This is a genomic window from Azospirillaceae bacterium (genome assembly GCA_028283825.1).
Taxonomy (GTDB): Bacteria; Pseudomonadota; Alphaproteobacteria; order Azospirillales; family Azospirillaceae; genus Nitrospirillum.
Window position 1 is genome coordinate 1,211,720 of the sequence record JAPWJW010000003.1, and the last position, 14,039, is coordinate 1,225,758.

Genomic DNA, 14,039 nt, shown 5'->3' on the forward strand with positions numbered 1-14,039 from the left:
TGGGCGTCCTAATCCAAGGGCTTATACCACAGGCCCCTCCCCTTTAGGCCGCTGGGCGTCCCCTCGGCCGAAACGCCTCCCCCCTGGGGCCTACGCCCAAGGGCTCTCTTCGCTTTTGGCCTAAAAGGGGATTAACTCATGGGCTTGAAGATAAACGTCCGGTTGGGGCCATGCTGAATCGTATCCTGGGTCGCGAGCAGGTTGAACAGCGCGGGGAATTGGCCCGTCTGCGGGCCGAAAACGCCGCGCTGAAGGCGGAGAACGTGCTGCTGAACCGCCTGGCCGCACCCGCGCCCCTGCTGGCCTTCGTGCAGGACACCGACCTGCGCTACACCTGGGCCAAGGGGCCCGTCGCCGCCTTCGGTCCCGGCGTGCTGGGCCTGACCGACCTGGACATCCGCAACGGCCGGGGCAAGAGTGCGGAAGGCTTCACCACCCTGCACGCCATCAAGGGCCGCATCCTGGAAACGGGTCGCGGTGAACGGCACATGTTCCGCCTGGAAATCCCGGGCGAGGTGGAAAGCCGGCTGTTCGACCTGGTGCTGGAACCCAACCGCGACGCCGCCGGCGCCATTGTCGGCATCGTCGGCCTGGGCCTGGACATCACGGTGGAGGCGGCGCGCCGCGGCGCCGTGGCGCTGGCCGAGGCCCAGGCGGTGAAGGCGGAGGCGGAACGCGCCAACCGCGCCAAGTCCCGCTTCCTGGCCGCCGCCAGCCATGATCTGCGCCAGCCCTTCCAGGCCATGCGCCTGTTCCTGCACCTGCTGGAGGTGCGGCTGACCGATGACGGGCAGCGCGACCTGGCCACCAAGCTGACGGAATCGCTGGACGCGACTGAGGAGCTGCTGAACACCCTGGTGCAGATCTCGGCACTGGAATCCGCGACCGTCACGCCCGCCCCTACCCGTTTCGCCCTGTCGTCGCTACTGGAACGGCTGGCGGGGGAATTCCGCCCGGTGGCCGCCGCCAACGGCGTGACGCTGCGCCATGTGCCCACCCAGGCGCAGGTGGACAGCGACCCCGTGCTGATCGACCGCATGGTGCGCAACCTGATCGTCAACGCCGTCCGCCACACCCGCCAGGGCAGCATCCTGATCGGCTGCCGCCGCCGGGGCGGCACGGTGCAGTTGCAGGTATGGGACACCGGCTGCGGCATCCCGGCCGACCAGTTGCCCTTCATTTTCGATGAGTTCTATCGCGGTGAGGCCGTGGCCACCAGCCAACCGCCCGCAGCCAAGACGCCGAACAAGCGCGACGCCCAGGGTGCCGGGCACGGCCTGGGCCTGGGTCTGGCCATCGTCAAGAAGACAGCCACCCTGCTAGGCCTGACGGTCACCGCCACCTCCACCCCCAACCGGGGGTCGGGTTTCATCATCACCCTGCCGCTGGCCGAACCGGTGCGGGCACCCGCGCCCAAGCCCGTGCTGGTGACCGAAGCGCGTCCGGCGCCCACCCCGGTGCCGGTGGCGGCGGCCGTGCCCGACAGCGAACCCGCCGCCGGCGTGCTGGTGGCCCTGCTGGAGGATGACCCGCTGCAACTGGCGGCGCTGGAGGCGATGGTGGAGGATTGGGGCTGCATTCCACTGGCCGCCCCCACGCCGGAAGAGCTATTCGCCGGCCTGGACGGCACGGACGCGGTTCCCCGCCTGGTGATTTCCGACAACCGCCTGCCCGGCAACCGGCGCGGCATGGACATCATCGCCGAGATCCGCAAGCGCTACGGCCAGGATGTCGGCGGCATGCTGGTGACCGGCGATACCGACCCACAGCTGATGGAGCAGGCCAAGGCCGCCGGCATCATCGTGGTGCACAAGCCCATCGCCCCGCCGCGCCTGCAGCGCCTGGTGATGGAGGCATTGCAGAACGGCACCGCCGGGGAGGGCGCCCCGGCGGCACGCAGCCCGGAGATCAGTCCCGGAAGTTCTCGTATTGCAGCGGCTGCTCGATCTTGAGGCCCTTCACCATGCGGATGGCGTCCTGAAGGTCGTCGATCTTCTTGCCGGTCACCCGCAGCTCCTCGCCCTGGATGGCGGCCTGGACCTTCATCTTGCTGTCCTTGATGGCCTTGACGATGGTCTTGGCCAATTCCTTGTCGATGCCCTGGCGCACCGTCACGGTCTGACGGCGGGCGTCGCCGGCGGCGCGCTCATCCGTACCCCAGTCCAGGCAGCCCACCTCCAGCTTGCGGCGGGTCAGGTGGACCTTCAGCATCTCCTGCATCTGCGACAGCTTGGGCGCGTCATCGGCCACGATGGTGATGACGTTGTCCTTGTGTTCGATCGTGCACTTGGCACCCTTGAAGTCGAAACGCTGGCCCAGTTCCCGCACCACGCCGGCGATGGCGTTGTCGACCTCGGCCTTGTCGGTCTTGGAAACGATGTCGAAGGACGGCATGGCTTTCAGGCTCCCCGAATGTTGGAATAAAGCATGTGGACAAGGCACCGTGGAAACGGCGCCGGACGCCCGGTTCTAGCATGCGCGCGATGGCGCGTGCATCCCCGGCTTGGGGGCGCGGCCCAGATGCGTGAGGGCGCGCGCGGTTCGCGGCGGCGTCATAACCGCGCAACACCTGCGTTGTTTCTGGGTCGCACCCCCCAAGATTTTGTTGCGATACGGGGTGTAGCGGGTCAAACATACCGCATCCGGAAAGGTCGGGCCTTCGGGCCACCCCGGGGCGTTTATCGCGGGTTCATCGGGCGGACTTCATACATGGATCGCAGGGCCATACTCCGGCTTGCCGTGGGGATACCCTTCCTGGGCGTGAACGGCCTGGTACGTCCGGGCCAGGCGGAAACCCTGTTGCAGCCGGCGGCCGCGCGCACCGGTGCGGCCCGTCCGCCGCGCCTGGTCATGCTGGACCCCGGCCATGGCGGCAAGGACCCCGGCGCCATCGGTGCGGCCAACGGCACGTATGAGAAGGACGTGACCCTGGACCTGGCCAAGGAATTGGCCCTGCAACTGCGCCGGACCCAGGGCCTGAACGCCGCGCTGACGCGTGAGGACGACCACTTCCTGGAACTGGGCGAACGGGTGGACGTGGCCCGCCAGGCCCAGGCCGACCTGTTCCTGTCCATCCACGCCGACAGCGCCCCCAACGCCGGCGCCCGCGGCCTGTCCGCGTATACCCTGTCGGAAAAGGCGTCGGACGCCTTCTCCCAGGCGCTGGCGGACAAGGAAAACTATGCCGACCGCCTGGGCCTGGACCTGAAGCATACCAAGCCGGCGGTGGCCGACATCCTGATGGACCTGGCCACCCGCCGCACCAAGACCGCTTCGCTGCAAGCGCGCCAGAGCCTGGTGCGGGGTGCGGGGCGCGATCTGCACCTGCTGGAAAACCCCATGCGTTCCGCCAACTTCGTCGTGCTGAAGGCGCCGGACATCCCGTCGGTGCTGGTGGAGACGGGGTTCCTGTCCAACCGCCAGGACGAGGCGCTGCTGCGCGACCCGGCCCAGCGCAAGCGCATCGCCGGCATCCTGGCGCGCGAACTGGCGGCCCTGCTGGCCTCGCCCACCTTCGCCTGACCAACCACCGTTCCAAGCCCCGCTTTTTAAAAACAGGGACCAAGGCTCAGCCCATGACCGTCGCCACCAACCGCCCGCATCGCCGCACCGACCGCGCGTCCCTGTTGCTGGCCGGTCTGGTGCCGGCGGGCCTGATGGTGATGGGCCTGGCGCTGGCCGGCTGCGCCTCGCCGGGGCCGGAGTCGCCGGAACTGGCCCGTCAGCGCGCCGAGGCGGCGGCCGAGGTGCCGGCGGTGCCCGATGGCCAGATTGATGAGCAAATCCATGGCCTTTGGAAGGATAAGAGCCCGGAACTGAACAGCCGGCTGAACATCACCGTGAACCGGGGCGAGGTGCTGCTGACCGGCAACGCCCGCGACCCTGATATGCGGGTGGATGCGGTGCGGCTGGCCTGGCAGGCGGATGGCGTTCGCAAAGTTATCAATGAAATCAAGATCGCGGACGAGAGCAGCCTGTCCGACAGCGCCACCGACACCTGGATCAGCACCAAGTTGTGGGCCGCCCTGCTGCTGGATGGCAGCATCCGGTCCACCAACTACAGCATCGAAACCGTCAATCAGGTGGTCTACATCATGGGCGTCGCCCGCAGCGGGGTGGAACTGGAAGCCGTGCTGCAGCATGCCCGTGAATTGCCCCGCGTCCGCCAGGTTGTGAATTATGTCCGTCGTTGAGCGTGTTGCCGTGCGTTCTTCTTTCCTGGTCCTGCCCGTCATCGCCCTGCTGCTGCTGACGTCGCCGATGGCGTCGGCGGCCGGACAGCCCATTCCGGGCCTGGCCGGCAACCAGACGCTGCCCGACGCCCAGGCCATGGCCAACCGCCAGTTCGTGCAGGCCATGGACGCCATCCGCAAGGCGGACCAGAGCTATGACCTGGCGGAACAGACCCGCCTGTTGCAGCAGGCCGACAAGCTGCTGTCCAACATCCTGGTGCAAAGCCCGGAAAGCCCGCTGGCGGTGCAGCTGTCCACCAACCAGTTCGTGGGCGATTTCGACTACAACGACTTCAAGTCGCGCATCCGCAGCCTGGCCTGCAACGAGGCGCAGTCCACCGGCTGCTTCCTCTATCGCATCGAGGGGCTGATCCAGCCGGTCGATTATCCCATCACCGCCCCGCGCTGGGATTGGCTGTCGCTGGCCGTCGCCCATTACCACCTGGGTGACAAGGACCGCACCAAGCAGATCATCGCGCCCTTCATCGCCGCCTTCCGCCGTGCCCCGCCGGTGACCGACACCGGCCGCGACCTGTTCCTGGGCCGCGCCCTGTCGCTGACGGGCGAGGTGGACATGGCGCTGGACATCACCCGGCGCATCAACGATTGCTCCACCCGCATCTACAACCTGACCGACATCAGCCAGGCCTTGATGTGGAAGGGCGACAAGGCCCAGGCCGGCAAGCTGGTGGATGAGGCGGCGGAATACGCCCAGGCCAACAACTGCGCCTGGGAACTGGGCCTGGTGGCCGAGGGTTTCTACAAGACCGGCAACGAAGCGCGCGCCCACACCATGTTCCTGAACACGGTGGAGGAGCAGTTCTCGCGCTTCAAGGACCGCAAAGGCAATTGCTGCGCCCCGGAACTAGCCGTGGCCGCCGGCGACCTGGGCGACCCCAACCTGGCGCTGGGCCTGCTGCGCACCGTGCAGCAGGAAAGCCCCTGGACCATCCCGGCCGTGCTGGGCCGCCTGGGCGCCCGGGGCGAGATGCAGCTGGCCACGACCTATGCCGAGCAGGTGCAGGACAGCGACATCAAGGCCGAGACCTTCGTGCAGTTGCTGGCCGACGCGCTGAAGACCGGCGACCGCAAGCAGGCGGAGGCGCTGTCCGGCCGCATCGACAAGCTGCTGTCGGCCGGCACCGACCCCAAGCCCCTGATCCTGGCCCAGCGCGCCCGCGCCGACAAACTGCTGTTCAAGGATCAACGCTGGCGCAACACCTATCTCGCCGGCCTGTCGGCGGCCGAGCGCAGCACCACCGGCGACACCCAGCGCAAGGACATCGCGGTCCCGATGCTGGCGGCCCTGGTGGAAATCGAGACCGGCACGCCGATGCTGCAGTAAAAAGGGCCCCGATTGGGGGCCCTTTTTACTGCCTTGGTCCTGAATTCCTCAAGCGCCGGCGTCCCCATCCGGGGACTTGGCTATCCTCGCATTCCAGTCCGCTCACGCTACCCGGAATGCTGCGGCGGACGCCGTCGCGTCCTTGTCGCTACGCTTCCTTTTCCTTCTTGTCCCTCAAGCGCCGGCGTCCCCATCCGGGGACTTGGCTATCCTCGCATTCCAGTCCGCTCACGCTACCCGGAATGCTGCGGCGGACGCCGTCGCGTCCTTGTCGCTACGCTTCCTTTTTTCCTTCTTGTCCCTCAAGCGCCGGCGTCCCCATCCGGGGACTTGGCTATCCTCGCATTCCAGTCCGCTCACGCTACCCGGAATGCTGCGGCGGACGCGGTCGCGTCCTTGGCGCTACACTCCGGGTGCACCGGGGCTGAAAGGTTACGAAGGCTTCCGCCGCGCCTCGTAGGCGCGCAGGTGGGTGGCGCACACGGTCAGCAGCGGCAGGGTGAGGCCCAGTTCGCGGCCGCGGCGCAGCAGGTCGCCGACGATATGCTCCCCTTCCGTGGCGCCACCCTTTTCGATGTCGCGCATCATCGAGGCCGACAGGGCGGAGTCCTCCATGGTCAGCAGGTGGCGGGATTCGGCGTCGCGCTCGGCGCTGGGGGGATGGCCGGCCGCCGTGGCGATGCTGGTGCATTCATCCAGCAGGCCGGTGATGAAGGCCCGGCCGTCCGGCGTTCCCACGATGGTGCCGATGGGGGCCCGCATCAGGGTGGTGGCCCCCGCCAGCGTCGCCAGGAAATAGAACTTCCCCCACATGTCCTGCAGAATGTCGGCGCTGTTGCCCACCGTGGCCGGCGTCTTGGCATAGGCGGCGGCCAGCGCCTCGGCCACCGGGGCCTGGTCCGGGTGGCGGGCGCCGAAGGTCAGGCGGTTGAAGGGGTAGAGATGGCGGATGGTGCCGTCGCCGTCCATGGTGATGGTCAGGTGGCAGAGGCCGCCCATCACCCGCTCCACCCCGAAGGCGGCGTCCAGCCGGTCCAGGTGGCAGAGGCCGTTCAGCAGCGGCAGGATGCGCGTCTGCGGCCCCACCGCCGGGCGGATGGTCTCGATGGCCGCATCCAGGTCGTAGGCCTTGCACGACAGCAGGATCAGGTCGGCCGGGCGGTTGAACCGGGTGACGGCCTGGACCGGCGTGATGATGTTGCCCACCGGGCTGATCACCACCAGGCCGTTTTCCGTCAACTGCCCGTGCCGCTTGGGCCGCACCAGGAAGGTGACGTTCTCGCCCGCCTGCATCAGGTGGCCGCCGTAGAAGCCGCCCGTGGCGCCGGCGCCCAGGACCAGTATGCGCATGGTCATTCCCGTTTCCTTCCCTTGAGTCATTATGCGTCGGTCAGCCAACCGGCCGCCCGCAGGCGCGGCAACGCCGTGCGGCTGACGGGCACGATCTCATCATTCACCAGGCGCAGCTGCGCCGTCTGCCCCCGCACCGTCACCGCCGCCACGGCGTCGCGCGCCACCCAGAAGGAGCGATGGACCTGCGCGCCCCGGTCCTCGCCCAACTCGGCGATGGCGTCGCGCAGGCGTTTCAGCACCAGCTCATCCCCCTGGTCGGTGTGGATGCGCAGATAATGGTCCTCCGCCGCCAGCGCCAGCAGCCGCGCACCGGCAAGACGCGGGCAGGCGCGGGACAGGAAGGCCACGACCGCGTCGGGTGCCGCATCGCTGACGGGGACTGAAGGGGGCGTGGCGGGAACCGGCGCCTGCGGCTCGGGCACATCCCGGCGCCCCAGGATCACGGCGAACACCAGGCTGGCGACCGCCACTTGCGGCCAGGTGTGCCAGAAGCCCAGCCGGCCGACGGGGACGTTGCTCAGCAGCCCGAACAGCTGGGCGATCATCACCGTGGCGGGCAGCGAGGCGATCAGGGACGACACCCCGCGCCGTCGCCAGGCGGGCCAGGCGGCGGCCACCGGCCAGCGGCGCAACAGCATATGGATCAGGCGGGACATCGCCGCCACGCCCAGGGCGGAGGTGCACCAGAACACAGTGCGGGCGGCGCCATCCATGGACAGGAAGGTGCCGTAGGGCCCGAACATGGTCAGCACCAGGGCCAGGGCCACGATGGCGCCCCAGCTGCGCGCCCACGCAGGCATGGTGAGGGTGGCGATGCCGGCAAGGCCGCCCCCCGGCCGCCGCCCGTCCGATCCCCGTTCCCCTCCGCGTTGCGCCGTCACGGGCCGCCTCATCCGTTCACGCTTCGTGAACCGCCTTTACCAGCCGCTCACGAAATCCGTCAAGCAACCCGCGAAGGCGGCGTTGCCGGGCCCCCACCCCATCGGCGAAGGCTAGGCCCATCAACCACTTGGGGTCCGCCAGCCGCCGACCCACCGGAGCCTATATCATGGAAATCATCAGCCACACCCCCCTCTGGTTCTTCGCCCTGTTCGCCTTCCTGGTCGTCATGGGGGTGCGGCGCCTGCGCACCAACACGCAACAGACGGGCCGCGTCTGGCTGATCCCGGGGGTGTTCATCATCTGGGGCCTGTACGGCCTGGTGACGCGGCCCGGCCCGCTGGGCCCCGTCCTGGCGGAATGGGCCATTGGCGCCGCCGTGGGCCTGGTGCTGGCCAGCCGCATGGCCATCCGGGTGGAGGTGGACCGCGAACGCGGCCTGGTGCGCCAGCCCGGCAGCTGGCTGCCGCTGGTGCGCAACCTGTTCCTGCTGCTGTCCCACTACATCCTGAACGTGCTGGCCGCCGTGCGCCCCGACCTGCACGACGTCGCCATCGCCCTGGACATCGGCGTGTCGGGCTTCAGCGTCGGCTACTTCGCCGCCTGGTCCTGGGGCTTCCTGCAAAGCTACCGCCGCGCCCCGGACATGGCGCTGGCCGCCTGATCCCGCGACACCCCAAAACGACGACAGCGGCGGATGCCTTCCGCCGCTGTCGCTTTTTCATCACCGGTGCCGGGGCGCCCCGCCCTCACCCCACACTTTTCCCCGTGCAGCTGGCGTACAGCGTTTCCACCACCTGGCGGCTGATGTCGCGGGTGATGAAGACGATGCGGCTGCGGCGGTCGTCGCTGGGCCAGGCGTCCAGTTGCACCGGCGGGTGGAACAGGTGTTGCACGCCGTGGATGACGATGGGCAGGTCGCTTTCCTGGACGTTCAGCACGCCCTTCACCCGCAGCACGTCGGGCCCCCGCATGCGGGCCAGCGTTTCCAGGAAGCCCACCAGTTCGTCCCACACCAGCGGCTGTTCGAAGGTCAGGCAGAAGGCGCCGATGGCCTGGTCGTGGCGGTTGGGGTCGTGGTCGTGATCATGGCCTTCATGCTCGCAATGGCCGTGGTCGTGGTCGCAATCGGCATGGTCATGATCGTGGTGGTCGTGATCATGATGATGGTGCCCGTGGGGTTCCTCGTACGCCTCCGCCCGCAGCCAGCGCTGCACGTCCAGGCTCTTGGTCTCCGGATTGTACAGGCCGGCGTCGAACAGCAGGACGGGCAGCGCCTCTTGCCCCTGGGCGTCGACGATGATGGCGCCGGGGTTCAGCTCATTCAGGCGGTGCTTCAGGTAGTCCACCGCCTCCGGCGTCGCGATGTCGGTCTTGGTCAGCACCAGCCGGTCGGCCACCGCCGCCTGCTTCAGGCTTTCCTCCTGCCCGTCCAGCTGGCCCATGCCGTGGACGGCGTCCACCGTGGTGACCACGCCATCCAGGCGGAAGCGGGCCGCCACCAGCGGGTCGGTCATCAGGGTGTGCAGGATGGGGGCGGGATCGGCCAGGCCCGTGGTCTCGATCACCACGCGGTCGAACTCCGGCACCTCATCGCGCAGGCGGCGCATGTAGAGGTCGCGCAGGGTGTCGGCCAGGTCGCTGCGGATGGTGCAGCAGATGCAGCCCGAATCCATCAGCACCGTGTTCTCATCCGCCTTGGACACCAGCAGGTGGTCCAACCCGACCTCGCCGAACTCATTGATGATGACGGCGGTGCGGGCCATGCGCGGGTCGCGGATGATGCGGGACAGCAGCGTGGTCTTGCCGCTGCCCAGGAAACCGGTCAGCACGGAAATGGGCAGGCGGGCGGCGGATACGGCGGTCACGGGCTCTGATCCTCAAGACAAGGCATACGGGGAATGGGGGATGGCGCGGCCCTTCAGGCGGCGCTGGCGCCTTCCGCCTTCTGGCAGGCGGCGCACAGGCCCAGCACCTCCACCGTCTGGCGCTGGGCACGGAAACCCTGGGCCGCGGCGCCGGCGGTGATGGCGTGGGAAACGGCGGGGTCGTTCAGTTCGGTGGCGTCGCCGCAGCGTTCGCACACCAGGAACTGGCCGGAATGGCTCTGCCCGGGTTCCGGACAGCCGACATAGGCGTTCAGTGATTCGATGCGGTGGACCAGGCCCTGTTCCACCAGGAAGTCCAGGGCGCGATAGACGGTCAGCGGCGCCACGCGTTTGCCGTCCACCGCCATCTCTTCCAGGATGGCGTAAGCGCCGCGCGGCTTGTGGCTGGACCACACCAGTTCCAGCACGCGCTCCCGCAATGTGGTCAGGCGGGCGCCCCGCGCCTCACACAGGCCATGGGCGCGGCTGAGCGCGTCGCCGACGCAAGCCTTGTGGTCGTGGCTGCGCCCCGGCGCAGGGGTATGGGCGTGCCCATGGGGGTGACCCTGATCGGGGGATGTCTGGGTGGCAACCGACATGGTTTCCAAGCCTTTCGCGAACTGCCGTTGCGGCAAACTATACCACGGAAGGCATTGTGTCCTATGCCACGCCATCCGTTGATCTATCTTTACAATATGTCAGCATCCGGGGTCAGGATGCGGAACGGATCCCGTGCCGGGGGGCACCAACGTCCAGGGATAAAGGATGCGTAATGCCACGTGACGCGAAAAATCCGCCGGGAAGCGGGCTTGTCCGGATGCGCCTGCCCGCCATGATCCTGGCCACGGCCCTGATATGGGGAGGCACCGCCCCCGCCGCCACCCCACCGGACCTGGCGCATCCCAATGCCGGGGCCACCCCGGCCCATGCCGACCTGACCGCCGGCCCGTCGCCGATGCCCACCACGCCCGACACGGCGGTGGAGCAGTCGCTGGACTTCTTCGCCCATTACGGCCACGACACGCCGCTGGGCCACCACAAGGTGACGGTGGCCCGGGCCGCCAACGGCGACACCGTGGTGGACGTGGACATCAGCTTCGAGGCCAAGGTGCTGATGCTGACGGCCTATCGTTATCACCACGTGGATCATGAGATCTGGCGCGGCGGCCGCCTGCTGGCGCTGGAGACCAGCACCAACGACAATGGCGACACCGACTGGGTGCGCGGCCATGCCACGCCCGACGGCTTCGCGGTGGAAAGCTCCCGCGGCAAGGTCACCGCACCGGCCGACATCGTCCCCACCAGCTATTGGAACCCCGCCACGCTGACCGCGCCCCGCCTGCTGGACACCGTGCGCGGCGTGGTGATGGACACGCGGGTGGACCGCAAGGAGCCGGAGGTGATCAAGGCCGGCGACGTCAAGCTGTCCGCCACCCGCTATACCCTGACCTTCACCACCAACCCGCCGCCGGCCACCAGCCATCTGGACTTCTGGTACGACGAGTCCGGCCATTGGCTGAAGATGGCCTTCCGCGCCCGGGGACACGACGTCGCCTATGCGCTGGAGGGCACGCCCCCCGGCGGCACCCTGGTGGCGGGCCCCGGCAGCGACACCGTTCTGCCGGCGCCGGAGGGGGACAGGAAGGATTAAGGGTAGGGATAAAAGCCCTTGCCCGGTACCCGTGCCCGCCGCTAAATGCCGGCCCATGAGCACGGAGACCGCCGCCATGGCCCCGACCGATACGCCCCCGTCCGCCGTCGCGGACACCCCCCTTCCCGTCGTCCGCACCCCCGCCGACCTGCGCGCCCGCGTCGCCGCCTGGCGCAAGGAAGGGCTGCGGGTGGGTCTGGTCCCCACCATGGGCGCCCTGCATGAGGGGCACCTGAGCCTGGTGACCCGGGCGCGGGAATTGGCCGACCGGGTGGTCGCCAGCGTCTTCGTGAACCCCACCCAGTTCGGTCCCAATGAGGATTTCGGCCGCTACCCGCGCGACGAGGCGGGCGACGCCCGCCTGCTGGCCGGCGCCGGCTGCGACCTGCTGTACGCCCCGACGGTGGAGGCGATCTACCCGCCGGGCCACAGCACGTCCGTGGACGTGGGCCCGGTGGCGGTGCCGCTGGAAGGCCACTTCCGCCCCGGCCACTTCCAGGGCGTGGCCACCGTCGTCACCAAGCTGCTGCTGCAGGCCCTGCCCGACGTCGCCTGTTTCGGGCAGAAGGATTACCAGCAGTTGGCCGTCATCCGCCGCTTGGCCACCGACCTGGACATCCCCGTCCGCATCGAGGGCGTGCCCACGGTGCGCGAGGCCGACGGCCTGGCCCTGTCGTCCCGCAACCGTTACCTGTCGGCGGAGGAACGGCAGCAGGCCGTCACCATCAGCCGCGTCCTGAAGCAGTTGCGCGACACGCTGGGCGACGGCGGCCAGCCGGTGGCCCCGGCCATCACCCAAGCCACCGAGGCGCTGACCGCCGCCGGCTTCACCCGCATCGACTATGTCGCCGTGGTGGACGCCGACACCCTGGCGCCGCTGGAACGGGTGGACCGCCCAGCCCGCGCCCTGGTCGCCGCCTTCCTGGGCCGCACCCGCCTGATCGACAATCTGGCGCTGGGGCCACAGGACTAACCCTCAAGGCATCAGCAGGGTGGTGGGCCGCAAATCCCACCGTTGCGCCCTCATGCACCGCAACACCGCGTCGTGCCGATCATTGTCGATGAACCAGCCCGACGTCGGATACTCCTTGCCGGCGTCCAGATCGGCCAAGCGGCCGGGGTCGTTCGCGGCGACGCAGGCCCGCAGAAGCTGGGGAAACATTGCTTGGCCATCGGCAACCGCCTGGATCCGGGCGACGCCGTGGGACACCGGACCGCCATAAGTCCACTGCCGTTCCCCCGTGTAGAAACACCCCGCCAGCGGCAGGCAAAGGGCGACGACACCCAGTCGTCTCCAACGCATGTATCCCATCCTCGGCCAATCCCCCTGCGGTGCCGCCTTCCGGCACCGCAGGGGATATCGATCCTGAATGGCAAAAATAGGGCCCGTCGCAGCCTGCGGCGGTGACATTCAAGCCGCCGCCCCCACCGGCCGCTGGTGCCGGCGCAGCGTGAGGCCCAGTCCCACGGCCGCCACCAACGCCAGCGGGATGCCCAGGCCCCAGGGCAGGCGCGCCGCCAGGGCGTACAGGGCGGTGCCGCTGGCCGGGCCCAGCGAATCACGCAGATCGTTGGCGACCGACGCCGCCGCCATATAGGTGGCGCGGCGGCCGGGCGGGGCCAGCTGGTTGATGGCGGTGGGCACCAGGGGGCCGGTCAGCATCTGCGCCAGCGACACCAGGCTGACAGCACCCACCAGCGCGCCGGCGGCGGCCGAGGTCATCAAGACCGCGAAACCCAGCACCAGCGCGCACCCGGCCACCACCGCCAGGGTCAGGGCCGACCAGCGGGCGGCCAGGCGGCTGATCGCCATCTGTGCCGCCACCACCAGGGCGGCGGCATAGGTGAACAGCAGGCCCACGCCGGAGGGGGACAGCGTCCCGGCGTCGCGGGCGTAGAGGGGGATCACTGCCTCCACCCAGCTGCCCGACACCTCCAGCAGCATGAACCACAGCAACAGGGTGGCCAGCCGGCCGTCGCGGAACACCGGCAGCAGGGCGGCCAGGCTTTCCTCTTCCTCCTCCTCATCATCCCCACCCGGCTGATCCTGGGGCCGTGTTTCCGGCAAATGGACCAGGACCAGCAAGCCGCCCAGCAGCAGCACGACGGCCCCCGCCAGGAAGACGGCGCGCAGCGAGACCAGGGCCAGCAGGGCGCCCAGCGCCGGCCCCACCACGCGGCCGGCACCGGCGCCGACCCGCACCAGGCTGAACACGCGCCGGTGCTCCGCCTCCGGTGTCGTGTCGGCGATGACCGTGAAGACGGTCGGGTGCAGCACGCATTCGAACAGGCCGGTCAGGACCAGGATCACGGCGGCGGCGACAACGCCATGGGCGAAGAACAGGCCCAGGAAACCGCAGCCGACGCCGATAAGGGAAACGATCAGGACCGGGCGGCGGCCCACGCGGTCGGCGATGCCGCCCAGGATGGGCGTGGCGATCAGTTCGCCGCCGGCGTAACAGCCGAACAGCAGGCCGATATAGCCGACGGCGATGCCGGCCTCATTCTGCGCCCACAGGGGGAAGAAGGGCACCATGGCCCCCTCCGCCACGCTGGCGCAGAAGAACAGCACCAGGCCCAGCAGGGCCGGGCGGCGGTCAGGCATCAACAAAGGTTTGAGAAAATTGGGCATTCCGTCATCCACGCAATGGCGACCACACCCCGGGTTGGGGGTCGGGTCGGCTGATTGCGCGTTGATTGACGTAAACGCT

At 68.9% G+C, this 14,039-nt stretch carries 14 protein-coding genes; 7 read left to right on the forward strand and 7 right to left on the reverse strand.

Going from position 1 to position 14,039, the window contains the following annotated elements; translation table 11 throughout:
• Positions 1–170: 170 nt before the first annotated feature.
• Complete coding sequence (locus PW843_17445; protein MDE1148374.1) at positions 171–1,952, forward strand: hybrid sensor histidine kinase/response regulator; 1,782 nt, start codon at positions 171–173, stop codon at positions 1,950–1,952.
• On the opposite strand, the gene PW843_17450 is transcribed toward PW843_17445, so the two are convergent.
• Positions 1,909–2,394, reverse strand: coding sequence for a YajQ family cyclic di-GMP-binding protein (locus tag PW843_17450; protein ID MDE1148375.1), 486 nt, complete (start codon positions 2,392–2,394; stop codon positions 1,909–1,911). The two genes, PW843_17445 and PW843_17450, sit on opposite strands and share 44 nt — an antisense overlap.
• A gap of 315 nt (positions 2,395–2,709) precedes the next feature.
• Between PW843_17450 and PW843_17455 the strand changes: the two genes are divergently transcribed.
• The 3 genes from PW843_17455 to PW843_17465 are packed head-to-tail and all read left to right on the forward strand — an operon-like array spanning position 2,710 to position 5,577.
• Positions 2,710–3,522: an N-acetylmuramoyl-L-alanine amidase gene (locus tag PW843_17455; GenBank protein ID MDE1148376.1), complete on the forward strand. Its 813-nt coding sequence runs from the start codon at positions 2,710–2,712 to the stop codon at positions 3,520–3,522.
• A gap of 53 nt (positions 3,523–3,575) precedes the next feature.
• Positions 3,576–4,193, forward strand: a complete 618-nt coding sequence (locus PW843_17460; GenBank protein MDE1148377.1) for a BON domain-containing protein — start codon at positions 3,576–3,578, stop codon at positions 4,191–4,193.
• Complete coding sequence (locus PW843_17465) at positions 4,180–5,577, forward strand: hypothetical protein (protein ID MDE1148378.1); 1,398 nt, start codon at positions 4,180–4,182, stop codon at positions 5,575–5,577. The genes PW843_17460 and PW843_17465 overlap by 14 nt, the downstream gene beginning before the upstream one ends.
• A gap of 432 nt (positions 5,578–6,009) precedes the next feature.
• Here the strand turns inward: PW843_17465 and panE are convergent, their stop codons facing one another.
• Together panE and PW843_17475 are read right to left on the reverse strand one after the other, a co-directional pair.
• Positions 6,010–6,933: a 2-dehydropantoate 2-reductase gene (gene panE, locus PW843_17470; protein MDE1148379.1), complete on the reverse strand. Its 924-nt coding sequence runs from the start codon at positions 6,931–6,933 to the stop codon at positions 6,010–6,012.
• Positions 6,934–6,956: 23 nt separating this feature from the next.
• Entirely contained in the window at positions 6,957–7,811 is an 855-nt protein-coding gene (locus PW843_17475) for a LytTR family DNA-binding domain-containing protein (GenBank protein ID MDE1148380.1), read from the reverse strand.
• A 167-nt stretch (positions 7,812–7,978) separates the two neighbouring features.
• On the opposite strand from PW843_17475, the gene PW843_17480 reads away from it, so the two are divergent.
• The gene (locus PW843_17480; GenBank protein ID MDE1148381.1) at positions 7,979–8,473 is read left to right on the forward strand and encodes a hypothetical protein; all 495 of its coding nucleotides are present in this window, start codon (positions 7,979–7,981) and stop codon (positions 8,471–8,473) included.
• 85 nt (positions 8,474–8,558) lie between these two features.
• On the opposite strand, the gene PW843_17485 is transcribed toward PW843_17480, so the two are convergent.
• Together PW843_17485 and PW843_17490 are read right to left on the reverse strand one after the other, a co-directional pair.
• Positions 8,559–9,677 carry a GTP-binding protein gene (locus PW843_17485; GenBank protein ID MDE1148382.1) on the reverse strand — a complete coding sequence of 373 codons (1,119 nt, stop codon included), beginning with the start codon at positions 9,675–9,677 and terminating at the stop codon, positions 8,559–8,561.
• A 53-nt stretch (positions 9,678–9,730) separates the two neighbouring features.
• Positions 9,731–10,276, reverse strand: coding sequence for a Fur family transcriptional regulator (locus tag PW843_17490; GenBank protein ID MDE1148383.1), 546 nt, complete (start codon positions 10,274–10,276; stop codon positions 9,731–9,733).
• Positions 10,277–10,494: 218 nt separating this feature from the next.
• On the opposite strand from PW843_17490, the gene PW843_17495 reads away from it, so the two are divergent.
• Both PW843_17495 and panC read left to right on the forward strand, forming a co-directional pair.
• Complete coding sequence (locus PW843_17495; protein ID MDE1148384.1) at positions 10,495–11,328, forward strand: DUF6134 family protein; 834 nt, start codon at positions 10,495–10,497, stop codon at positions 11,326–11,328.
• Between the two features lie 55 nt (positions 11,329–11,383).
• Positions 11,384–12,301 (forward strand): pantoate--beta-alanine ligase, encoded by a 918-nt coding sequence (gene panC / locus PW843_17500; GenBank protein MDE1148385.1) that lies wholly within the window; start codon positions 11,384–11,386, stop codon positions 12,299–12,301.
• 3 nt (positions 12,302–12,304) lie between these two features.
• On the opposite strand, the gene PW843_17505 is transcribed toward panC, so the two are convergent.
• Both PW843_17505 and PW843_17510 read right to left on the reverse strand, forming a co-directional pair.
• Complete coding sequence (locus tag PW843_17505; GenBank protein MDE1148386.1) at positions 12,305–12,631, reverse strand: hypothetical protein; 327 nt, start codon at positions 12,629–12,631, stop codon at positions 12,305–12,307.
• Positions 12,632–12,739: 108 nt separating this feature from the next.
• Positions 12,740–13,933 carry an MFS transporter gene (locus tag PW843_17510; protein ID MDE1148387.1) on the reverse strand — a complete coding sequence of 398 codons (1,194 nt, stop codon included), beginning with the start codon at positions 13,931–13,933 and terminating at the stop codon, positions 12,740–12,742.
• Positions 13,934–14,039: the final 106 nt, after the last annotated feature.

Excerpts from the sequence above, each read along its gene's own strand:
- PW843_17445 (MDE1148374.1), top strand. The coding sequence starts at position 171 with ATGCTGAATCGTATCCTGGGTCGCGAGCAGGTTGAACAGCGCGGGGAA.
- PW843_17450 (MDE1148375.1), bottom strand. The coding sequence starts at position 2,394 with ATGCCGTCCTTCGACATCGTTTCCAAGACCGACAAGGCCGAGGTCGAC.
- PW843_17455 (MDE1148376.1), top strand. The coding sequence starts at position 2,710 with ATGGATCGCAGGGCCATACTCCGGCTTGCCGTGGGGATACCCTTCCTG.
- PW843_17460 (MDE1148377.1), top strand. The coding sequence starts at position 3,576 with ATGACCGTCGCCACCAACCGCCCGCATCGCCGCACCGACCGCGCGTCC.
- PW843_17465 (MDE1148378.1), top strand. The coding sequence starts at position 4,180 with ATGTCCGTCGTTGAGCGTGTTGCCGTGCGTTCTTCTTTCCTGGTCCTG.
- panE (MDE1148379.1), bottom strand. The coding sequence starts at position 6,933 with ATGACCATGCGCATACTGGTCCTGGGCGCCGGCGCCACGGGCGGCTTC.
- PW843_17480 (MDE1148381.1), top strand. The coding sequence starts at position 7,979 with ATGGAAATCATCAGCCACACCCCCCTCTGGTTCTTCGCCCTGTTCGCC.
- PW843_17490 (MDE1148383.1), bottom strand. The coding sequence starts at position 10,276 with ATGTCGGTTGCCACCCAGACATCCCCCGATCAGGGTCACCCCCATGGG.
- PW843_17495 (MDE1148384.1), top strand. The coding sequence starts at position 10,495 with ATGCGCCTGCCCGCCATGATCCTGGCCACGGCCCTGATATGGGGAGGC.
- panC (MDE1148385.1), top strand. The coding sequence starts at position 11,384 with ATGAGCACGGAGACCGCCGCCATGGCCCCGACCGATACGCCCCCGTCC.
- PW843_17505 (MDE1148386.1), bottom strand. The coding sequence starts at position 12,631 with ATGCGTTGGAGACGACTGGGTGTCGTCGCCCTTTGCCTGCCGCTGGCG.
- PW843_17510 (MDE1148387.1), bottom strand. The coding sequence starts at position 13,933 with ATGCCTGACCGCCGCCCGGCCCTGCTGGGCCTGGTGCTGTTCTTCTGC.